General features: G+C 62.9%; 17 protein-coding genes. 13 read left to right on the top strand and 4 right to left on the bottom strand.

Annotated elements, in window-relative coordinates; genetic code table 11:
• The first annotated feature begins 5 nt into the window (after positions 1-5).
• From RAS12_RS12910 to RAS12_RS12890, 5 genes are read left to right on the top strand one after another with little or no spacing between them, the layout of a single operon-like run.
• Positions 6-1,133: an ABC transporter ATP-binding protein gene (locus RAS12_RS12910; protein ID WP_306950135.1), complete on the top strand. Its 1,128-nt coding sequence runs from the start codon at positions 6-8 to the stop codon at positions 1,131-1,133.
• A complete protein-coding gene (locus RAS12_RS12905; protein WP_306950134.1) occupies positions 1,130-2,050 on the top strand; it encodes an ABC transporter permease subunit in 921 nt (306 codons plus the stop codon). Before RAS12_RS12910 ends, RAS12_RS12905 begins: the two co-directional genes overlap by 4 nt.
• Positions 2,047-2,856: an ABC transporter permease subunit gene (locus RAS12_RS12900; protein WP_306950132.1), complete on the top strand. Its 810-nt coding sequence runs from the start codon at positions 2,047-2,049 to the stop codon at positions 2,854-2,856. The genes RAS12_RS12905 and RAS12_RS12900 overlap by 4 nt, the downstream gene beginning before the upstream one ends.
• On the top strand, positions 2,853-3,209 hold the full coding sequence (locus RAS12_RS12895) for a Spx/MgsR family RNA polymerase-binding regulatory protein (protein WP_306950130.1): 357 nt from the start codon (positions 2,853-2,855) through the stop codon (positions 3,207-3,209). Before RAS12_RS12900 ends, RAS12_RS12895 begins: the two co-directional genes overlap by 4 nt.
• Before the next feature lie 16 nt (positions 3,210-3,225).
• A complete protein-coding gene (locus RAS12_RS12890; protein WP_306950129.1) occupies positions 3,226-3,948 on the top strand; it encodes a DNA-3-methyladenine glycosylase in 723 nt (240 codons plus the stop codon).
• Positions 3,949-3,967: 19 nt separating this feature from the next.
• Here the strand turns inward: RAS12_RS12890 and RAS12_RS12885 are convergent, their stop codons facing one another.
• Positions 3,968-4,666, bottom strand: a complete 699-nt coding sequence (locus tag RAS12_RS12885) for a PhoP regulatory network YrbL family protein (protein ID WP_306950127.1) — start codon at positions 4,664-4,666, stop codon at positions 3,968-3,970.
• 143 nt (positions 4,667-4,809) lie between these two features.
• On the opposite strand from RAS12_RS12885, the gene RAS12_RS12880 reads away from it, so the two are divergent.
• The 5 genes from RAS12_RS12880 to phoU all read left to right on the top strand — a co-directional run bounded on the left by RAS12_RS12880 (position 4,810) and on the right by phoU (position 11,169).
• Positions 4,810-6,204, top strand: coding sequence for a DNA recombination protein RmuC (locus RAS12_RS12880; RefSeq protein ID WP_371321278.1), 1,395 nt, complete (start codon positions 4,810-4,812; stop codon positions 6,202-6,204).
• A 101-nt stretch (positions 6,205-6,305) separates the two neighbouring features.
• Positions 6,306-7,835: an amidase gene (locus tag RAS12_RS12875; protein WP_306950126.1), complete on the top strand. Its 1,530-nt coding sequence runs from the start codon at positions 6,306-6,308 to the stop codon at positions 7,833-7,835.
• 47 nt (positions 7,836-7,882) lie between these two features.
• On the top strand, positions 7,883-9,547 hold the full coding sequence (locus RAS12_RS12870) for an isovaleryl-CoA dehydrogenase (RefSeq protein ID WP_306950124.1): 1,665 nt from the start codon (positions 7,883-7,885) through the stop codon (positions 9,545-9,547).
• Positions 9,548-9,586: 39 nt separating this feature from the next.
• On the top strand, positions 9,587-10,267 hold the full coding sequence (gene rpiA, locus RAS12_RS12865; protein WP_306950123.1) for a ribose-5-phosphate isomerase RpiA: 681 nt from the start codon (positions 9,587-9,589) through the stop codon (positions 10,265-10,267).
• Between the two features lie 173 nt (positions 10,268-10,440).
• Positions 10,441-11,169 (top strand): phosphate signaling complex protein PhoU, encoded by a 729-nt coding sequence (phoU, locus tag RAS12_RS12860; RefSeq protein WP_306950121.1) that lies wholly within the window; start codon positions 10,441-10,443, stop codon positions 11,167-11,169.
• Positions 11,170-11,255: 86 nt separating this feature from the next.
• Here phoU and RAS12_RS12855 read toward each other — a convergent pair whose 3' ends face one another.
• The 3 genes from RAS12_RS12855 to argA all read right to left on the bottom strand — a co-directional run bounded on the left by RAS12_RS12855 (position 11,256) and on the right by argA (position 15,103).
• Entirely contained in the window at positions 11,256-13,208 is a 1,953-nt protein-coding gene (locus RAS12_RS12855; RefSeq protein ID WP_306950119.1) for a phosphocholine-specific phospholipase C, read from the bottom strand.
• A 155-nt stretch (positions 13,209-13,363) separates the two neighbouring features.
• Positions 13,364-13,636 carry an oxidative damage protection protein gene (locus RAS12_RS12850; protein WP_306950117.1) on the bottom strand — a complete coding sequence of 91 codons (273 nt, stop codon included), beginning with the start codon at positions 13,634-13,636 and terminating at the stop codon, positions 13,364-13,366.
• A gap of 108 nt (positions 13,637-13,744) precedes the next feature.
• Positions 13,745-15,103, bottom strand: coding sequence for an amino-acid N-acetyltransferase (gene argA / locus RAS12_RS12845; RefSeq protein ID WP_306950115.1), 1,359 nt, complete (start codon positions 15,101-15,103; stop codon positions 13,745-13,747).
• A 216-nt stretch (positions 15,104-15,319) separates the two neighbouring features.
• Between argA and hrpA the strand changes: the two genes are divergently transcribed.
• From hrpA to RAS12_RS12830, 3 genes are all read left to right on the top strand, one after another.
• Positions 15,320-19,252 (top strand): ATP-dependent RNA helicase HrpA, encoded by a 3,933-nt coding sequence (hrpA, locus tag RAS12_RS12840; protein WP_306950113.1) that lies wholly within the window; start codon positions 15,320-15,322, stop codon positions 19,250-19,252.
• Between the two features lie 178 nt (positions 19,253-19,430).
• Positions 19,431-21,164 (top strand): ABC transporter permease, encoded by a 1,734-nt coding sequence (locus RAS12_RS12835; protein WP_306950111.1) that lies wholly within the window; start codon positions 19,431-19,433, stop codon positions 21,162-21,164.
• 8 nt (positions 21,165-21,172) lie between these two features.
• Positions 21,173-22,468, top strand: coding sequence for an ABC transporter ATP-binding protein (locus tag RAS12_RS12830; RefSeq protein WP_306950110.1), 1,296 nt, complete (start codon positions 21,173-21,175; stop codon positions 22,466-22,468).
• Positions 22,469-22,478 lie beyond the last annotated feature (10 nt).

Here is a 22,478-nt window from a genome sequence, read left to right as displayed (position 1 = left end):
TCATCATGAGCGATAGCCGTTTCTCGGCGCCGCACACGGTGGACCCGGACGAATTTGTCCGGGTCTCCGATGTGGTCAAGATTTTTGGCGATGTGGTCGCCGTGCGTTCCGTCAACCTGTCCGTCAAACGCAATGAGATTTTTGCGTTGCTGGGCAGCTCCGGCAGCGGCAAGTCCACGTTGCTGCGCATGCTGGCGGGCTTTGAAGAGGTCACCTCCGGGCAGATTCTGCTGGACGGCGAAGACATCACCAGCGTGCCGCCTTACCGCCGGCCCGTGAACATGATGTTCCAGTCGTATGCCTTGTTCCCGCACATGACGGTCGAAGCCAACGTGGCTTTCGGTCTGAAACAAGAGGGTGTGGACCGCGCTGAAATCCACGACCGTGTGTTTGAAGCGCTGGATCTGGTCCAGATGGCCGGTTATTCACGCCGCAAGCCAAACCAGTTGTCGGGCGGCCAGCAGCAGCGCGTGGCGCTGGCGCGCAGTCTGGTCAAGCGTCCCAAACTGCTGTTGCTGGACGAACCCATGTCCGCGCTGGACAAGCAGATTCGCCAGAAAACCCAGATTGAACTGGTGAAGATTCTTGAACAGGTTGGCGTCACCTGCATCATGGTCACGCACGACCAGGAAGAGGCCATGACCATGGCGCACCGTCTGGCCGTCATGACCGAAGGCCAGATTGTCCAATGCGGCACGCCGCAGGACGTCTACGCGTTTCCGAATTCTCGCTTTGTTGCCAGCTTCATCGGGTCGACCAATATGTTCACCGGCACAATCGTGGTGGATGAGCCTGACCACGTCGCCATCGAATGCGCCGAGCTCACCCGGCCGCTGTTTGTGAATCACGGCGTCAGTGAGCCTCTGGGCATGGAAGTGCACGTGTCCATCCGGCCCGAGCGCCTGGTGGTGTCGCGCGAACAGCCCGAAGGGGAATACAACTGGGCGCATGGCATGGTCAGCCATATGGCGTGGATGGGCAGCTACGCGCTCTACCAGATTCGCCTGGATTCCGGCAAAACGGTCGAGGCCAGTGTGCCCAGCCTGCTGCTGGCTCAGATGGATGCGCCGGGCATCGACGAAGAAATCTTCGTCAGCTGGGACGCCGATAGCGCGACGGTGCTGGCGTCATGATCCGGTTTTCGCCCCGCGACTGGTTGCCGTCCAGCCGGACGCTGGCGGTGGTGCCGCCGTTCGCCTGGCTGGTGCTGTTTCTGCTGCTGCCGTTCCTGCTGGTACTGAAGATCAGCTTTGCCGAAGTGAATTTCGGCATTCCGCCGTATACGCCGCTGGCTGAATTCAAAGATGAAGCAGTGCAGTTCAGCCTGCACTTGCGCGGCTACATCCTGTTGTTCAGCGAAAGCCTGTACTTCAAGACCTACCTGAGCTCGGTGAAGATTGCCGCCATCACCACGCTGATCTGCGTGCTGATCGGTTATCCCATTGCCTACTACGTCGCCCGCTCGTCGCCCAGGGTGCGCAATCTGCTGCTGTTGGGCGTGATTCTGCCGTTCTGGACGTCGTTGCTGCTGCGCGTGTATGCCTGGGTCGGCATCTTGCGCAATGACGGGTTGTTGAACAATCTGCTGCAAGGCTTGGGCCTGATTTCCAGCCCGCTGGAAATCTACCGTACCGACGTGGCGGTTTATATCGGCATGGTCTATGCGTATCTGCCGTTCTTCATCCTGCCGCTCTACGCCACGCTAGTGAAAATGGACCTGCGCTTGCTGGAAGCCGCCTATGACCTGGGCGCCAAACCCTGGCAGGCGTTCTGGCAGATCACCGTGCCGCTGTCGCGCCAGGGTGTGATCGCCGGCGCCATGCTGGTGTTCATTCCCGCCGTGGGCGAATACGTGATTCCGGAAATGCTAGGCGGCGCCAACACGCTGATGATGGGCCGGGTCATGTGGAACGAATTCTTCAATAATGCCGACTGGCCGATGGCCTCGGCAGTGACGTGCGTGATGGTGCTGCTGTTGCTCGTGCCGCTGGTGTACTTCCAGTACAACCAGGTCAAGCAGCAGGACATGGCTGGCGGAGGCCGCAAATGAACGGGCCGAACAAAACCTTGCGCGCCTTAGTGCTGGGGCTGGGCTACTTCTTTTTGTATGTGCCCATCATCAGCCTGATGGTGTTCTCATTCAATGAGTCGCCCACGGTTACGTCCTGGGCAGGCTTCTCGTTTCGCTGGTATCACGCGCTGGTCAACGACGATGCGCTGCTGCGCGCCGCCTGGCTGTCATTCCGCGTGGCTGCCATGACCGCCACGGCGGCCGTCATCATCGGGACATGGGCGGGTTATGTGCTGGGCCGCATGGGCCGCTTTCGCGGCTTTGCCCTGTACGTGGGCATGCTCAGCGCGCCGCTGGTCATTCCAGAAGTGGTGCTGGGCATCTCGTTGCTGCTGATGTTCGTGGAATTGCGCGGCACCCTGGGTTGGCCGTCTGAAAACGGCATCTTCACCATCTGGGTCGGCCATGTGACGTTGTGCATGGCGTTTGTGGCCGTTGTGATTCAGACCCGTATCCGCGACCTGGACCGGTCGCTGGAAGAGGCCGCGCTGGACTTGGGCGCGACCCCCATCACCGTGTTCTTCAAAATCACGCTGCCGCTGATTGCGCCGGCGCTGGCCTCGGCCTGGCTGTTGTCTTTCACGCTGTCGCTGGACGATGTGGTCATCGCCTCGTTCCTGTCCGGCCCCGGTTCGACTACGCTGCCGATGGAGATTTTTTCGCGGGTGCGCCTGGGGTTGAAGCCCGAGATCAACGCGCTTGCCACCCTGTTCATCCTGGCGGTTGGCACCTGCGTGATCCTGGCCAACCGTCTGCAATGGCGTAAGGAGTCCGAATCCAAATGAAGCAAACCACCTTGTATGGCCTGACCAAATGCAGCACCTGCATCAAGGCCCGCGATTGGCTGACCGAGCATGGCGTGGATCACGCATTCGTTGATTACCGCGACCATCCCATACCGGCAGCCACGCTGAAATCATGGTCGGAAAAAGTCGGCGGCTGGGAAAAACTGGTCAACCGCACGTCCATGACATGGCGCAATCTGCCGGAAGACAGGAAGACGGCTCACACGGATGCGCAGTGGAGCCAGCTGATCGCGGAATATCCAGCGCTGGTCCGCCGCCCGGTTACGGCAACGCCCGATGGCGAGGTCACGGTGGGCTTCAGCGAAAAGCGCTACGGCGAACGCTTCGCCTGACGGTTCATTCGTCGCGATGGCGTCTTCCATCCAGGTATCGCGCAGCGCCGGTCAGGCATTGCCCGATGCCTTTTTTAATCGTGATGCGTCGCAGCTGGCTCGTGAGTTATTGGGCAAGGTTATCCGGCACCGGGTTGATGGCCTGTGGCTGTCCGCCCGCATCATCGAAACCGAAGCCTACTACCTGGAAGAGAAGGGCAGTCACGCGTCGCTGGGATACACCGAGAAGCGCCGCGCGCTGTTCATGGATGGCGGTGTGATCTACATGTATTACGCCCGAGGCGGCGACTCGTTGAATTTCAGCGCAGCGGGCCCGGGCAATGCCGTGCTGATCAAATCCGGCCACCCTTGGACAGATTCGCTGTCGGGCCCCGAAGCCCTGGCGCGTATGCAGCAGCTAAACCCGGACGCGCAAGGCCGGCCGCGTCCGCCATCCCGCTTGTGCGCAGGCCAGACGCTGCTATGCCGGGCGCTGGGGCTGAAAGTGCCGGATTGGGATGCGCGCCGGTTCGATGCCGGAGCGCTTTTTGTTGAAGATGTTGGGGATTCGCCCGCTGCGCTGATCCGCACGACACGCCTGGGTATTCCGCTGGGGCGAGACGAGCACTTGCACCATCGCTACGTCGATCCGGGATACGCCGCTGTGTGCACGCGCAATCCTTTGCGGCGCGGGCAGCGCGCTGGACAGGACTACAGCTGGGTAGATCTAGCTGGCATGGAGTTGCCCGCCGCGTCCTGACGGAAAAAAACCGGGCAATTTACGCTGGCGTGCGCGAATAGCGCCGATCCAGGGACTCACGCATTTCCTTGTATTTGCGCCCAATGCGCCACCGGTTCAGCCGCTTGCTCCAGGCATACAACGGTATCAGCGGCAACACCCCAAAACCATCGATCAGGTACAGCCCCTGCTTGCCATCGGCATTTTTGCCGAACGCGATGTTGCTAGGGGACACGTCATGCAGCACGACGTGGGCATCAGCCAGATCCTTGAATAATTCGTCCAATTGCATGGATAACTGCTCATCCAGCTTGCCAGCTTTGGCCAAGTCCGCCACCGTGGGGGCAATATTGCCCGCATCGTCGGTAATTTTTTCGACCAGCAGGCCCAATCCCAACGAGGTTTGCGCGACGCCCACGATGCGCGCCATGGGCACCTGCCAGATGCCTGACGGACGTGTGGTGGTCGTGACGTATTCCGAGATTTCGTTCAGGTAGACGCGGTATGCGCTTTCCCGTTGGTACTGCTTGTACCAGCGCTTGAACGGACGGGCTTCCAGATAGATCGCGCGCGCACGCATATCCATGACCTTGACAAGCAAGGCGGGCGTATGGGGATGCTGGAAGATGTGGCGGTCTCCGCCAGATGCCAGCGGCTCTGCGGCGTTGAGGTCCAGTGGGCCGAAAACGGACTGGAACGTCACCGAGGGCTGACAGGCGGGTAGGTCAGCTGAATTCAATGGGACTGAATGGATCGATTTGTGGTGCGCTTAGTGTAAAACCCGTTGCATTCGGCGGTTAGGGTGATCCCTGATAGTTCGTGACCGATCGCAACAAATCGTACGCGCGGCATCCTACAATTCCGCCTTTGGAGAAGCTACTTTTGAACGACATTCTGCTTTGGATCGCCGCATGCGGCGCCGTGCTGGCTGGCCTGGCGGCACTCTTCGGCTGTTTTCGCCCGCCCGCCCGAGATGCGCGCCTGGACGCGCTGCTGGAAGCGCTGGAAAGAACCGAACGGGCGCTGCGTGCGGATATTTCTGAAGGTCAACGGGGCCTGCGCACTGAATTCGCGGAATCGACTCGGAGTTTGCGTGTTGAGTTGTCGCAGTCGCATGGCGAACTGCGAGCCGGTCTGTCGCGCGATGCGCAGGCTGCGCGCGCGGAATCGGCCGAATCACTGTCCCGTTTCGCGGCGGGTTTCGGCGAGCAATTGCAGGGGCTCATCCAGATCAATGAGCGCCGCTTGATGGAAGTGCGCGCCACTGTCGATCAGCGTCTGCAATCCTTGCAGACTGACAACAGCGCCAAACTGGACGAGATGCGCCGGACCGTGGATGAAAAGCTCCACGCGACGCTTGAGCAACGCTTGGGTGAGTCCTTCAAACTGGTGTCCGACCGCCTTGAGGCCGTACACAAAGGGCTGGGCGAAATGCAGGCCTTGGCGGCGGGCGTCGGCGACTTGAAGCGGGTACTGACCAACGTGAAGTCGCGCGGTACCTGGGGTGAAGTCCAATTGGCTCGCCTGATTGAAGACAACATGACGCCGGATCAGTACGCCAGCAACATCAAGCCCGTGCCGGGTAGCGATGCCGTGGTCGAATTTGCCATCCGGCTGCCTGGGCGCGGTGACGGGATGGAACCGGTCTGGCTGCCGATAGACGCCAAGTTTCCCAAGGAAGAGTACGAGCGGCTGATGGACGCCCAGGATGCGGCCGACGCCGAAGGCGTGAAGACGGCCGGGGCCGCGTTGGGTCGTGCGGTGGAGGTGCAGGCCCGGTTGATCGCCAGCAAGTACGTGTCGCCGCCCCACACCACCGACTTTGCCATCATGTTTCTGCCTACCGAAAGCCTTTATGCAGAAGTCCTGCGCCGCCCTGGGTTGCTGGATAAGCTGCATGACTTGCGCATCAACGTTGCGGGCCCCAGCAACCTGGCCGCCTTGCTGAACAGCTTGCAGATGGGCTTTCGGACCTTGGCAATTGAGCAGCGGTCCTCCGAAGTCTGGCAGGTGCTGCGGGCGGTCAAGACGGAATTCGGCAAGTTTGGCGAGTCACTGGCCAGCGTCAAGAAAACGCTGGACACGGCCAGCAATAAGATTGGTCAGACCGAAGTACGCACCCGCGCCATGTTGAAAAACCTGAAAAGCGTCGAAGCGCTTCCCGAAGCTGATGCTCTGCGGCTGCTGGGAACGGGCGAGGCGGCTGAGGGCGCGGAAGATGCGGACGATGATGCCGAAGAGCCAGGCGCGCGGTCGGCGGACTCGATCGGGTCCTGACGGATTGGGGCAACCGTCACGCGCAAGCTTGTTGCCCGCTCAGAGTGTCGATATCCTGGCAGTTGCGGCATTTCGCCGTCGAACCCTGGAGCATCGTAAGCATGAGCACCGCTGAACGCCATGATTCCTCTTCCCTCGACGCGACGGCGCTGGGCGCCGATATCGCCCAAGGGGTCACCACTGCGCTTGCTGCAATGCAGCAGGCGGTGGACAGGGTGGCGGCCCGCAATCCCAAGATCAACGCTGCGTGCGGCATGCAGACCGAAACCGGTTTGCAGCTGGCCCAGGCATTGGACGACGAGCTGGCAGCCCTGACGCCCGAAGCGCGGCTGGCGCAACTGAACGCGCGGCCCTTTCTGGGCGTGCCCACTTTGCTGAAAGACTTGGGAACAGCCGCGCTTGGCCTGCCCAGCGCCATGGGTTCCGTGTTGTATGGCCATGTTGAATGGACCGTCGATGCCGAAATCGTCAAGCGTTACCGCCGTGCCGGTCTGATTCCCTTTGGGCGTACCACCAGCGCGGAGCTGGGCCTGAGCCCCACTACCGAGTCCCCCGCTTATGGTCCCCCCACGCAAAACCCCTGGAAGGCCGGCCATAGCGCGGGCGGTTCCAGCGGGGGCGCGGGCGCGGCGCTTGCCAGCGGCATGGTGCGCATCGCGCATGGCAGCGACGGCGGCGGTTCAATCCGCATTCCGGCCTCGTGTTGCGGTGTGCTGGGTTTGAAGCCCTCGCGCGGGCTGATGCCCTTGGGTCCGCTCAAAGGCGAAGGGTGGGGCGGCCTGGCGACGGAACACATGATGACCCTGTCGGTGCGCGATTGCGCGGCGTCACTGGATATCAGCGCGGGCGCCGATGTGGGCGCGCCGTATGCGGCGCCCGCCCTGCCCAAGGATTCCTACCGTGCCGTCGTGGCTCGGGTCGCAGCCGATCCGCATGCCGCCGCGCGCCGCCGTATCGCATTCATCAACACCACGTACGAAGGCGCCGCCATTCATCCTGAAGTGGCGGCCACGGTGGACGAAGCGGCTCGCTTCTTCGCCGCGCTGGGACATGAGCTGGTGCCGGCGGCGCCGCCGGTGGGCTCCGAGGAAGTGCTCTCGCCCATGCTGCCCCTGATCGCCAGCGCTGCGGCCAATGCCATCGATAGTTTCGTGGCCGCGCGCGGCCGCCGTCTGGCCGCCGACGAATTGCAGCCCACGACCTTGGGTGCGCGCGAATACGCCCGGGCAATCTCAGGCGCGCAGTACGTGGCTTGCGTCGATACCTGCCATGAGATCACGCGCCGCATCGGCCGCTTCCTGCATCGGGACGGCGCTCAGGGCCATGATTTGTTCCTCTGCCCGGTCCTGGCCTTGCCGCCCGCCGCAATCGGCCGCTATGCCATGGACAACGCCGACTACCTGGCCTACCGTCTGGGCAAGAAGGGTGTGATCGGCTATTCACCATTTGCGCCGTTGGCCAACCTGACGGGCATGCCCGCCATCTCCATTCCCTTTGGCATGTCGTCCGATGGCCTGCCCATCGGCATCCAGGTCATGGGCCCGTTGGGCAGCGAGGCCCTGCTCTTGGAATTGGCGGCGCAGGTAGAGATATTGCGGCCGTGGGCGCTGGTGGCGCCGATGGCCCGGTAGCGGCAAAGGGGCGGCACACGCCGGGGCGTTTTTTCCAGGGAGCAGTCATGTCTTCGTTTGCGACGCATACCGTGCAAAATCAGGTTCCGCCCCTGGAAGACTATTCCCTGTATGTCTCGGACCCCGCCTTGCGGGAGGCCATAAGGCGCGAAGGCGCCGAGGCTTGGGATGGGGATTTGGCCGCGCACGGCGCCTGGCTGGGCCGCGCGCAAACCTTGGCGGCGGGCGCCGAAGCAAACCGTTGCCCGCCCCGCCTGATCTGCTATGACCCCGGGGGTCACCGCATTGACCATGTGGAATTCCATCCGTCCTGGAACCTGCTGATGAGCGGCATTGTGTCGCGCGGCCTGCACAGCCGCGCGTGGGCGCAGCCGGTGCCGGGGGCGCAAGTGGCGCGCGCAGCAGCCTATTTGATGCAGGGCCAGGTCGAGGCCGGGACGCTGTGCCCCACCACGATGACATTTGCCGCCGTGCCGCTGTTGCAGCGCGAACCGGCTGGGGCCGTGGACTTTGCCGGGCAATGGTTGCCCGCGTTGTATTCACGGGAATTCGATAGCGCCGACGCGCCGCTATCCATTAAACGCAGCGCCTTGATCGGTATGGGCCTGACCGAAAAACAGGGCGGTTCCGACCTGCGTGCGGTCAACACGCGCGCTGTCCCGCTGGGCACGCCGGGCCGCGGCTGCGCGTATCAGTTGGTGGGGCACAAATGGTTCTTCTCCGTGCCGCAGGCGGATGCACACCTGGTGCTGGCGCAGACGGACGAGGGTCTCAGCTGCTTTTTCGTGCCGCGCTGGATTCCAGACGGGCCGCGTAATGCCATCCGCATACGCCGCTTGAAAGACAAACTGGGCAACCGCAGCAATGCCAGCGCCGAGGTCGAATTCGAGGCTGCCTGGGGCGTCATGGTGGGCGATCCAGGCCGTGGGCTGGCGGTCTTGCTTGAAATGGCGGCCACCACGCGTCTGGATTGCGTGCTGGGCAGCGCCGCGCTGCTGCGGCAGGCGCTGGTTCAGTCCATCCATCATGCGCGGCATCGTCATGCTTTTGGCAAACCGCTGATCGAGCAGCCGCTGATGCGCAACGTATTGGCCGATCTGGCGCTGGAAAGCGAGGCTGCCATGGTCCTGGCGTTGCGGCTGGCGCGTGCGGTCGACGCGCGCGCTGACGCCGCGACCCGTGCCCTGGTGCGTGTAGGCACGCCCGCTGCCAAGTTGTGGATTTGCAAGCGTGCGATCAGCGCCGTGGCCGAGTGCATGGAAGTTTGGGGGGGCAACGGCTACGTGGAAGAAGGGCCGATGCCGCGCCTTTATCGGGAAACGCCGGTGAACTCCATCTGGGAAGGGTCGGGCAACGTCATGGCGCTGGACGTGTTGCGCGCCTTGCAGCGTGAACCCGAGGCATTGCCTGCGCTGGAACAGGAGTTTGCGCAGGCGGCCGGCCAGCACCGCGTGTTTGACGAAGCAGTCGCGCGATGGCGGGCCCTGCTGGCCGATAGCGCCCAGGCGGAATTCCAGGCTCGCCGGATCGCCTGTGGTCTGGCGCGTTTGTGGCAGGCCGCCTTGCTGATCCAACATGCCCCGGGCACCGTCGCCCAGGCGTTCGTCAGCAGCCGTTTGCAACCGGACGGCGGGGTGTTCGGCGAGCTCGCTGCCGGTGTGGACACGCAAGCGATTCTTTCGCGCGCGTGGCCTGCGGCCGCCGCATGCTAAATTTCCCGGCTTAGACAACCTTCCCGCACTTTCACCGCCATGCTCTCCCAGCAAGAACTTAAGCAACAAGCCGCCGACGCCGCCCTGGAATTCGTTGAACAGGTCGCAGGCCCGGATGTCATCATCGGCGTGGGCACTGGCTCCACGGCTGATTTGTTCATCGATGGCCTGGCGCGTTTCAAGGGCCGTATCGGCGGCACGGTTGCCAGCTCCGAGCGCAGCGCTGCCCGCCTGGCTGGCCACGGCCTGAAAGTGCTGGACCTGAATGATGTGGCGACGATGCCCATCTATGTCGACGGCGCCGATGAAATTGACGCCAATCTGCATATGATCAAGGGCGGCGGCGGGGCGCTGACGCGCGAGAAGATCGTGGCCTCGGTGGCCGAGCGCTTCATCTGCATCGCCGACGAATCCAAACTGGTCCAGACACTGGGCAAATTCCCGCTGCCCTTGGAAGTAATTCCGATGGCGCGAGAGTCCGTGAGCCGTGCTTTGACGGCGTTGGGCGGCCAGCCGCGTCTGCGCGATGGCTTTATCACTGATAATGGCAACATCATCCTGGACGTGTCGGGTCTGGCTATCACCGACGCGCGAGGTTTTGAGGCCCTGGTGAACAACCTGCCAGGTGTGGTCACTTGCGGTTTGTTCGCGCTGGCGGGGGCCGATGTGGCGCTGCTGGCAACCCAGAACGGTATCCGCCGGCTGGATCGCGCGGCATAAATCGCATCGCGCGCGGCCCGCGTCTTGCGGCCGCCGTCCCGTCTTGCGGGCGGCGGGGCCTCGATTCATAATCCTGTCACACTTGGGTCATAACCTTGCCGGTTGTGCAGTCCCATCTTGTAACTCTCATATTTCGGGGCAATGCAATGAGATCAACCACGCAGGGAGCCCGGATGACGGAGCATACAAACAAGCAGTTCGACGCCGATCTGGAAAGCGTCCGTTCGCAGTTCTTGCAAATGGGCGGCTTGGTGGAAGCCATGATCCAGGAAGCCATCGACGCGCTGGCAACCGGCGATTTAACGCTGGTTGAGAAAGTTCGCGAGCGTGAAAAAGAAGTCAACCGGCACGAAGTCGAGATCGACGAAAGCATCAGCCGCATCCTGGCCCGGCACCAGCCCACCGCCATCGATCTGCGCATGCTGATGGCTGTGTCGAAGATGCTGACCGACATGGAACGTTCCGGCGACGAAGCCGAGAAGGTCGCCACCGTCGCCCGCCGCATCCACGAAGCCGAACTGCGTCACATCCCGGTGATCGAACTGCGCCACATGGCCGCCAATGTGCGCACCATGCTGCATCAGGCGCTGGACGCGTTTGCCCGCCTTGACCCCATCCAGGCCGCTGCCGTGGTGCGTAGCGACAAGGAAGTGGACAAGGAATGGAAGGGCGCGCTGCGTCACCTGATCACCTACATGATCGAAGACCCGCGTACCATTTCGCGCGCCATCGACATGATCTTCATCGCGCGCGCGCTGGAACGCATTGGCGATCACGCCAAGAACATGTCCGAACGCGTGATCTACATGGTCAAGGGCGCCGACGTGCGTCATACCGGCGTGAAGAACACCGAGCGCCTGGCGCGCGGTGATGAGGGCGAAGAAGAGCCTCAGGACCACTGATACGCCTGGATCGCCACGGCGGTTGAACGATAAAAAACCCCAGATGCGTTTGCCACGCACTGGGGTTTTTTGTTTGGAGAGTGATGCTACAGCGGCAGCTTTGCACCCTGGCACAAGCGGGGGTCCGGCACGCCGGATTTACCGGCGTCAATGCGGCCGGCCAACCGCCGTCCAAAGGCAGGCATGCCGGGCGCGGTGATTTCCAGGTCATACCAGCCTTCGCAACCCGTGTGCTTGAGTTCCAGCGCACCGCCAGCTTGCACATGCGCCATGGCTTGCCAGCCATCATTCATGCGAGATTCCAGCTTGACGGGTTGCGGGGTGTCGCTGTGATTGATCAGGCGCACGCGCAGGCCCGATGTGACCGGCACGAGCTGGGCTTCCAGCATGCCTGCATCACGCGAGTCGCCGCGGAATTGCCTGTGAAAGCCATCAGGCCCCAACAGCCACAAGTCATAGGCGCCTTGTTGGCCTAAGCGCCAGCCGTCGTCCAAGCGCGCGCCAGCGCCCACGGTGTAGCGCCGGGGCGCGCGGCTCAGGTCCAGCCGGTTGTACACATGCAGCACGGCGCCCGCGCTGCCAGGATTACGCAGTGTCAGGCGGTAATGCTCGCCGTCGGCTGTCATGCGGCCCACGGCTTCCAGCGCATAGGGCAGGGGGCAACTGTGCCGGTTGCTGTCCGCATGGTGCGAGCAACGGTCTCCCGAAAAATCGAAGGCAGACGTCAGGTCGCCGGCCACGGCGCGGCGCCACGGGCTGATATTGGGTTCGGCCACGCCGAAGCGGGCTTCCAGAAAGCGAATCACGGATGTGTGGTCGAACACTTGCGAATTCACCCAGCCGCCGCGGCTCCAGGGGGAGACCACCAGCATCGGCACGCGCGGCCCCATGCCGAATGCCCGGCCGTGCAGGCTGGCGGGATCTTCGAGCGTGGCGGCGCTGCGGCCATGCCGGGCGTCGTGATATTCGCCGTCCAGCTCTACCGTGGACAGTCCGCCCGATTGGCCGTCAGATTGGCGGGCGGGCGGCGCCGGTGGCGGCATGTGGTCGAAGAAACAGTCGTTCTCGTCGTAGGTGACCAGGAAGACGCAGCGGCTCCACACCTCGGGGTTGCTCGTCAGAATGTCCAGCACGCGCTCGGCGTAGGCGCCGCCTTGCCGGGGCGACGAGACTTCCGGATGTTCGGAGTCAGCCGTGGGCGCGATGATCCACGAGACCTGCGGCAGCCGCCCTTCGGTGACGTCTCGCGCCAAATCGTCCAATGTGCAGGTGGACAGGCCGCGATCGCGCAACGGGGCGGCGGCGGCTTGGCTGGCGTGCTGTCGGCGGTATTGCTGAAAGCCAGCTAGCGGGTTGTCGTTGAAGTTGTCGGCCATGTCCTGGTAGATGCGCCAATCCACGTCCGCGTCCTGCAGGCGCTCGGGATAGGTCGTCCAGGCATATCCTTCAGTGGCGGGTCCCAGGCGGTCGTAATGGTTGACCAGCGCAGGCCCTCCGGCCAGACCCTCGGGGTCATTCGTGCCGGTCCACAGGAAGAGCCGGTTCGGATTGGTGCCCGCGTGCAGCGCGCAGTGGTAGGCATCGCACAGTGTGAAGGCATTGGCCAGCGCGGTCTGAAACGGCACATCCGCGCCATCGTAGGCGCCCATGCCCAGCCGGCCTTTTGCAGGCAGCCACTGGTCCATGCGGCCGTCATTCCAGGCGCGCTGCGCGTCGTCCCAGGTATGCGGCGTGATGTAGCCTACTGGCGTGCCGCTGGCGTATTCCATTTGCAGCGCGTAGGGGCGGCATCGCACGGCGCCGTCCGCTTGCGTCAGCACATTGCCGGCGGCGGTGGGCGCGGGGTGCGGGTCGGCAAAGCCACGTACGCCGGGCAGCGTGCCGAAATAATGGTCGAAGGACCGGTTTTCCTGCATCAGGATGACGACATGCTTTACGTCGTGAAGCGTGCCTGTCTTGCGATCAGGGGCGATCGACAGGGCGCGCTGGATGGACGACGGCGGGTCGGCAGGAATGGGCGAGCGCGATTCTTCTTTCATGACAGCGTTAATACGGCCAGCAAACTTTGAATCTTAAGGCCAGATTGGCGCCATATCGCTGCGGCAAGGCGTAAGCGTCCAAAAAAACGAGGCCCCTCGCGGGCGAGGGGCCTTGTTGGAGAACGCCGGATGCCGAAGGCTCAGACGCCGCCGGTTCAGGCCGACGGGGGCACGTAGCCGTTGGCTTCCACGGTGCCGTCTTCGAACAGAAAGCGTTCCATCTGTTCTTTCAAGTACTTGCGGGCACGCGCGTCGGCCAGGTTCAGGCGGTTTTCATTCACCAGGCGCGTTTGGATGGCCTTCCATTCTTCCCAAGCTTCCTTGGAAATGCTCTGCCAGATCTTGGTGCCGAGTTCGCCGGGGTAGGGCGGAAATTCCAGCCCTTCGGCTTCACGCTTCAATTTCACACAGTTGACGGTACGGGACATGGTTCGCTGCCGGAAAGATAGATAACGGCGTATTTTAGCGGGCTTGGCGGATACAGGCCGCCAAGCCCCTTCAGACCCTGCGGTTAGGGGCTGACGCGGGCGTGGCGCTTACAGTTTCTTGATGAAGACCAGGCTGTTGCGCGAGCGGTTGTAGTGGTTTTGCTTTTCACGCGGCAGGTCGGCGATGCCGCCCTGCACAAAGCCGCGCTTCATGAACCAGTGCGACGTGCGGGTGGTCAGCACGAACAGACGCTTGGCGCCCGTGGCACGTGCGCGTGATTCCATGTGGCGCAGCAGAATTTCGCCTTCGCCCGATCCCTGCCATTCGGGATGCACGATCAGGCAGGCCATTTCAGCCATTTGCTCGTCGGCAAACGTGTGCAGCGCCGCGCAACCGTAGATGACGCCATCGTGCTCCAGCACGGTGAAGTTTTCCACGTCTCGTTCAATCACGCTGCGCGGTCGCGGCACCAGGGTGCCGTCGGCTTCCAGCGGTTCAATCAGGCTGAGAATGGCGCCCACGTCGTCGATCGTGGCGGCGCGCAGGTCGTCCAGCGTGTCTTCCACGACCATCGTGCCCACGCCATCGTGGGTGAAGATTTCCAGCAGCACGCTGCCATCCAGCTCAAACGGCAGCAGGTGGGCGCGTGCCACACCGCGCTTGACCGCCAGCGACGAATATTGAAGAAACGCGTGAGTTTCTTCGTCCAGTTCGCCGATTGCGAGCAGGGCGTCAGCGTCCACGCGCGCCAGCTCGGTGTCCAGCGTGCCATCTTCGTTCAGCACGCCTTGGGAAGTAGACAGGAAAATCAGCTTCTCGGCGCGCAGCGCCACCGCCACACTGGTGGCCAGGTCTTCCATGGCCAGATTGAATGCGTCGCCGGTAGGTGAAAAGCCCAGCGGCGACAGCAGCACCACCGACGAGCCTTTTTCAATGGCGAACTTCAGCGCGTCAATGTCGATCTTGCGCACTTGGCCGGTGTGCTTGTAGTCCACGCCATCCAGCACGCCCGTGGGACGCGCGGTGACGAAGTTGCCCGAGATCACGCGGATGTGCGCGTGCGACATCGGCGTATTGGGCAACCCCTGGCTGAACGCGGCCTCGATATCCAGGCGGATTTCGCCGGCGGCTTCTTTGGCGCATTCCAGCGCGGCGGCGTCGGTGGGGGCCAGGCCACGGTCGAATTGCTGCGTGAAACCTTTCAAGCGCAGTTGCTCATTGACCTGCGGGCGCGATCCATGGACCAGCACCAGCCGGATACCCAGCGAAGACAGCAGCGACAGATCCTGCACCAGCGCATTGAGCGCGCCCGCTTGCACCAGTTCACCGCCAAACGCCACCACAAAGGTCTTACCTCGGAATGCGTGCACATACGGCGCCACGTCCCGGAACCATCGGACGAACTGGGCGGGTGCGAATTCGGGGGCTTCAAGGGCGGATACGGTGTCTGGTTCCAGGTCGGGCATGATGATTGGAGGGGTTCCTGAGAGTCGGTAAAAACGCGGCGCTCTGCCGCGTCATAGCGCCGTCACCAGACGGCGTGGCGAAATTATATGACCGTCGGGGGCGGACGCAGGCGGAATAACACCCTTATTTGGTGCCAGATTTCATCACTTTCATACAGCCGCCCAGGCAGGGGGGCCGTAGAAATTTATAATGCCGGGCTAACCGGACTATCGTACATGCCTGAATCCTCCCGCCCGCGGGCGCCCAAGGCGGCTTCCCCGGCGGCTCCAGCCGCCGCCGCAGCTGCCCCGGCCGCCCGCCGGCCCCCCCGCCCCGAGCGGCCCATTCCCGTGGTGACCTACCCCGAAGACCTGCCCGTCAGCACGCGGCGGCAGGAGATCGCGCGCGCCATCGCTGGCCATCAGGTCGTGATTGTCAGCGGCGAAACCGGCTCAGGTAAGACCACTCAGCTACCCAAGATCTGTCTGGAACTGGGCCGTGGCCGTCAGAAGATGATCGGCCACACCCAGCCGCGCCGTCTGGCCGCGACCTCGGTGGCCAAGCGCATCGCAGAAGAACTGAATACGCCGCTGGGTGAAGTGGTGGGTTACCAGGTGCGGTTTAACGATCGCACGGGCCCCAACGCATCCATCAAGCTGATGACCGACGGCATCCTGCTGGCCGAGTCGCAACGCGATCCGCTATTGCGCCGCTACGACACGATCATCATCGATGAGGCGCACGAACGCAGCCTGAACATCGATTTTCTGCTGGGCTACCTAAAGCAGCTGCTGCCGCGGCGCCCGGACCTGAAGCTGATCATCACCTCGGCCACGATCGACGCCGAGCGGTTCGCACGCCACTTTGGCGCATCCGAGGACAAGCTGGCGCCTGTGATCGAGGTGTCCGGACGCCTGTATCCCGTCGAAGTCCGCTACCGGCCCGTGCGCGAAGAACTGGCTGAAGACGCCGCCGCGCCCGCCGCCAAAGCGGGCCGCGACCGGGAACGCATGTCGGGCGACGAAGAGCGCGACCTGATCGATGCCATCGTCGACGCCGTAGACGAGTGCGCCCGGCACGGTCCTGGCGACGTTCTGGTTTTTCTGCCCGGCGAACGCGAGATCCGGGAGTCGGCCGAGGCGCTGCGCAAGCGCCACCCTGCTGGCACCGAAGTGCTGCCCTTGTATGCCCGCCTGTCGCAGGCGGAGCAAGAGCAGATATTTCATCCGCGCACCAATGCGCGGCGCATTGTGCTGGCCACCAACGTGGCGGAAACGTCGCTGACCGTGCCCGGCATCCGGTTCGTGGTTGATAGCGGGCTGGCGCGCATCAAACGCTATTCGTGGCGCAACAAGGTCGAGCAGCTGCGGATCGAACCGATCAGCCGCGCCTCGGCCAACCAGCGCGCCGGCCGTTGCGGCCGGATCGGGCCGGGCGTCTGCATCCGGCTCTATGACGAGCTGGACTTCAACAACCGCGCCGCGTTTACCGACCCGGAAGTGCTGCGCTCGTCGCTGGCGTCCGTCATCCTGCGGATGAAGTCGCTGAAGCTGGACGATATCGAGCAGTTTCCGTTTGTCGAGGCGCCGCCTGGGCGCGCCGTGGCCGACGGCTATCACCTGTTGCAAGAGCTGGGCGCGATTGATCTGGCGTCTTCCGACGAAGATGAAGCGGAAGGCACGCGCACCGGCGCGTCCTTTGTGCTGACTGAGACGGGTCATGAACTGGCCAAGCTGCCGGTAGACCCGCGGATCGGCCGCATGATTCTGGCCGCGCGCGAACACCACTGCCTGGCCGAAATGTTGATCATTGCGTCGGCGCTGTCGGTGCAGGATGCGCGCGATCGCCCCATGCAGGAACGCGAGGCCGCCGAGGCCGCGCACGCCAAGTTCGCTGATGACAAGTCCGAATTCATTTCCTTCCTGAAGCTGTGGCGCTGGTATGGCGAACAGGTGCAGCACAAAGCGTCCCAGCGCAAGCTGGTGAATCTGTTGCGGCAGAACTTCCTGTCGCCCATCCGTCTGCGCGAGTGGCATGACGTGCACACGCAACTGGCCGCGCTGGTGGGGGAGCAGGGCTGGCGCGTCAATCAGACCGAAGCCACGTACGAACAGCTGCATCTGGCCCTGTTATCGGGGCTGTTGGGCAATATTGGTTTCAAGAGCGACGAGGGCGGCCACTACCAGGGCGCCCGCGAGATCCGTTTCCACATTCATCCGGGTTCCCGCCTGGTGAAGAAAGCGGGGCGCTGGATCATGGCGGCCGAACTGGTCGAAACCACGCGCCTGTACGCGCGGTGCGTGGCGCGCATTGACCCGGTGTGGCTGGAAAAGGTGGGCGCCCACCTGATCCGCAAGAATTGGTCCGACCCGCGCTGGGAAAAGAAGGCCGGACAGGTGGTGGCCAATGAACGCGCCACCTTGTACGGGCTGACCATCTATACCGGTCGGCGCATCCACTACGGGCGCGTGAATCCCACGCACGCGCGCGAACTGTTCATTCGCCAGGCCCTGGTTCCAGGCGACATCGACACTCGCCTGGCGTTTGTTGCGCACAACCGCAAGCTGATCGCGGGGATTGAAAAGCTGGAGCATCAGACGCGCCGCCCGGACATTCTGGTCGACGACGAACTGATTCACGCTTTCTATGACCGCCAGTTGCCTGCCGATATCTCGCAGACGGCGTCGCTGGAAAAGTGGGTGTCCGGTCTGGACAAAGCGTCCGCCGCCAAGCTGATGCTGACCCGCGATGAGCTGATGCGGCACGAAGCGGCCGGTGTCACGACCGATGTCTTTCCCAAGAAGGTGGAATGGCAGGGCGTGTCCATGGCGCTGGACTACCACTTCGAACCCGGCTCGCCTCGCGATGGCGTGACGCTGTCGGTGCCCTTGTTCGCCCTGAATCAGATCGACCCGGACCGCTGCGAGTGGCTGGTGCCCGGCATGCTGAAGGAAAAAGTGCACCTGCTGCTGAAATCGCTGCCGCAAAAGCTGCGCCGCCATTGCGTGCCGCTGCCCGACTATGCGGCCGGTTTCTACGACCGCTGGTTTGAACGGCAGTCGGACCCGCAGCAAGGCCTGGTGGATGCGATCATTGCCGACATGTGGGATCAGGTGCAGGTGCGTCCTGCCGTGGGCGACTTCAAGCTTGAGACCTTGCCCGCCCATCTATTCATGAATTTCCGGGTGGTCGACGAACATGGCCGCATGCTCGCCGCCGGGCGCAATCTGGCGCAACTGCGCGCAGAGTTCGGCAAGCAAGCGCAGGCGACGTTCCAGCAATTGGCGGCCAGCGATACGCAGGTTGCCCAGGCGCTGGCGCACGAAAACCTGACGTCCTGGTCCTTCGGTCCACTGCCCGAGATCATGGAGATCAAGCGGCGCGGCCAGTCCGTCATCGGCTATCCGGCCCTGGTGGATCGCGGCGCGCACTGCGACCTGGATGTGTTCGATGACCCGGACGAAGCGCGCAAGCATCATCGCGCGGGTCTGTTGAAATTGTTCCGCCTGGGGCTCCGAGAGCAGGTCAAGTTCCTGGAAAAGAACCTGACCGACCTGACCAAGATCAGCATGCTGTACATGACGCTGGGCACGCAGGAAGAGTTGCGCGACCAGATCATCGATTGCGCGCTGGGACAAGCGTGCCTGGGGGAACCCTGGCCGGTCAACGAACAGCAATTTGAAGCCCGCCGCGCGGAAGGCAAGGGCCGTCTGGGTCTGCTGGCGCAAGAAGTCGCCAGACTGGCCGGTGCGGTGCTGACCGAGTACGCGGCCGTGCAACGCAAGCTGCCGCAAGCCAAGCCGCACGCGACTGCCTACGCAGACTTGCAGCAGCAATTGGGCGCATTGATGCCCAAGTGGTTCATCCGCGACACGCCGTATACGCAGCTGGCTCACTATCCTCGGTATCTGAAGGCGGTGGTGGCGCGTATCGACAAACTGCGGGCTGACCCCGCTCGGGACGCCAAGCTGGTGGCGGAGATGGCGCCGCTGGTTACGCAGTATCAACGGGCCAGAGTGGCGCTGAAAGGGGCGGCGGACCCCCGGTTGGATGAGTTCCGTTGGCTCTTGGAAGAGCTGCGGGTGGCGTTGTTTGCGCAAGAGCTAAGGACACCGATGCCGGTGTCGGTGAAACGCTTGATGAAGAGCTGGGAGTCTTTGAAGCGCTAATCACGTTTGTGTTTCTTAATACCTCGTATGTGAATGGGTGCAAAGCACCCATTCACTCGAAAAAAGCCCAAATCGCAAAAGCCGTCAAAAACTAACCACAATAGCCGTTCAGACCGCCGTCATCTCGTTATGCTCCAATTCGCTGGCCTCCCCCAACGCGCTACGGAACATCGCCGCCATGTTCGAGCTATTCAGCACCCGGACCCGCCCTAAATCCGGTTCCCGTTCTACCCCCAACCGCTGGGATTGGGCGTTATTACCTCTGGTGCTGGGGGTCCTGGCCGTTATGGCCTACGGCGCTTCCCAGATGAGCCGGCCGTTCCTGGTGGGAGAAGACCTCCCCATCTCTCTGGACCCGGTCTACCTTCCGTACTACCTGTTGCGCACCATCCTCCGGATGTTCACGGCGCTGGGTTTTTCGTTGATCTTCAGCTTTGTGTTCGCCGCCATCGCCGCCAAGTACCGGACGGCTGAGAAGGCGATGATTCCCATGCTGGACATCCTTCAGTCCGTCCCCATCCTGGGTTTTCAGGCTATTGCCATTGCGCCGTTCATCGCGCTGTTCCCGGGCAATCTGCTGGGGGTGGAATGCGCGGCAATATTCGCCATCTTTACTTCCCAGGCCTGGAACATGGCGTTCAGCCTGTATCAGTCCATGCGAACCGTGCCGGCCGAACTGCATGAAGCCGCGCGCATTTTCCGGCTGTCGGGCTGGCAACGGTTCTGGCGGCTGGAACTGCCCTACGCTACGCCGGGGCTGCTCTGGAACATGATGATGTCCATGTCCGGCGGCTGGTTCTTCCTGGTGGCGGCTGAAGCGATTTCGGTGGCGGGGCAGGACATCAAGCTGCCCGGCATCGGTTCCTATATTGCGGTCGCCATCGAAGCCGAAGACGGCCACGCCATTGCCTGGGCGATCGGCGCCATGATGGCGGGCATCCTGCTGTACGACCAATTGTTCTTTCGCCCGCTGCTGGCCTGGGCAGACAAGTTCCGTTTCGAAGAATCGCAGGGTGACGCCGCCCAACAATCCTGGTTGCTCGATTGGACGCGGCGCAGCCGCTGGATGCAGGCCGTCTCCAATTGGTTCTGGGCGCGCATGCGCAGCGCGCTGGGCTGGTTCAGCGTGTCGTACGACGGCACCTCGATTCGCGCCCGTGCCAAGGCGCCTGATCCCCGCTGGACGCGCGTCTGGGACGCGGTGCTGGCCGCGGCGGCCCTGTTGGCCACTTACAAACTGGTGCTGTTCGTCCACGAAGATGTGGGTTGGGGCGAGGTGCTGCACGTGCTTGGCCTGGGCGGCATCACGCTGGTCCGCGTCATGTTGCTCATTGCTCTGGCCTCGCTGGTCTGGGTGCCGATTGCGGTCTGGATTGGCCTGCGGCCCCGGTATTCGCAGCGCGTGCAGGCGGTGGCGCAGTTTCTGGCGGCGTTTCCCGTCAACCTGCTGTTTCCCGCCGTGGTTTACGTCATGGTTGCCTGGCAGCTCAATCCCAACATCTGGTTGAGCCCGCTGATTATCTTCGGGACCCAGTGGTACATCCTGTTCAACGTGGTCGCGGGCGCCTCCACCATTCCCAATGAGCTGCGATTGGCGGCGGATAACCTGGGTTTGAAAGGCTGGTTGCGCTGGCGCCGTGTGTACCTGCCAGCGGTATTCCCCAGCTTCATCACGGGCGCCATTACCGCAAGCGGAGGGTCCTGGAACGCCAGCATCGTGGCCGAGTACGTTTCCTGGGGCAAGACCTCGTTGGTTGCCGACGGTCTGGGCAGCTATATCAAGCAAATGACCGAACAGGGCGACTTCCATCGCATTGCGCTGGGCATCGGAGTGATGTGCGTGTTCGTGATGCTGTTGAATCGATTTTTCTGGCGCAAGCTCTATCTACTGGCCGAAGACCGCGGCCGCTAGGAGTTGTTATGAATTCCAACCTGCTGATTGAACTGCACGACGTCGGCAAGTCTTTTCGCGCCGCTGATGGCACGGCGCGGCACGTCCTGGAACACGTGGACTTCACCCTGAAAGAGGGCGAGATCGTCGCCCTGCTGGGCAAGTCCGGTTCGGGCAAATCCACCTTGCTGCGCATCATGGCCGGACTGGTCAATGCCGACCAGGGCACGGTCAATTACCGTGGCCAGCCGGTCTATGGTCCCGCCGCAGGCATTGCCATGGTGTTCCAGTCTTTCGCGCTGTTTCCGTGGCTGACCGCCCAGCAAAACGTTGAGCTGGGGCTGGAAGCCCAAGGCGTGCCATCGGCTGAACGCGCCAAGCGGGCGGATGCCGTGCTGGATCTGATCGGCCTGGGCGGTTTTGGCGGCGCCTTGCCGCGAGAACTATCCGGCGGGATGCGCCAGCGCGTAGGGATCGCGCGTGCGCTGGTCATGAACCCCGACGTGCTGCTGATGGACGAGGCGTTCTCGGCGTTGGATGTGCTGACCGGCGAAACGCTGCGCGACGACATGCTGGAGCTGTGGGACGAAAGCCGCATCTCCACCAAGGGCATCCTGATCGTCTCGCACAATATTGAAGAAGCCGTCATGATGGCCGACCGCATCATTGTGTTCGACAGCGATCCCGGCCGCGTTCGCAGCCAGGTCATGATCGGACTGCCGCGCCCGCGCAACGCGGATTCGCCGCAGGTCCGGGCGTTGATCGACGAGGTCTACGCGTTGATGACGATGCGGCCCGCGCACGGCGTGCCGACTCCGCGTCAGCAAGGCCTGGGCTACCGGTTCCCGCAGACCGAGGTCGAACGCATGGAAGGGGTGCTGGACGTGCTGTCCGAAGCGCCGTTCAATGGCCGGGCGGACTTGCCCAAACTGGCCGAAGAGGCTGAAATCTCGGATGACGACTTGCTGCCGGCCTGCGAAGCCCTCGGCTTGTTCGGCTTGGCCCAGTTGGACCGGGGCGACATCTTCCTGACTCCGTTGGGCCAGCGTTACGTGGTGGCCGAACAGGGGCAGAAGCAAGCCATCTTCGGGCGTCAATTGCTGGCACATGTGCCGCTGGCGGCACACATTCGCCATAGTCTGGAACAAGAACCCACCGGCGCCTTGCCCGAAAAGAACTTCCTGGACTCGCTGGAAGAATTCTTGAAACCCGACGAGGCCGAACGGGTGTTGAAGATTGCAGTCGAGTGGGGTCGCTACGGCGAAATCTACGGCTACGACTATCACACCGGGCTGTTGACGCTGCCGGTGCGTGAGCCTGCTTGAAACGCGAGAT

It is taken from the genome of Achromobacter seleniivolatilans (assembly GCF_030864005.1).
Classification (GTDB): domain Bacteria; phylum Pseudomonadota; class Gammaproteobacteria; order Burkholderiales; family Burkholderiaceae_B; genus Achromobacter; species Achromobacter seleniivolatilans.
This window is presented reverse-complemented; position numbering and strand designations above follow the sequence as displayed.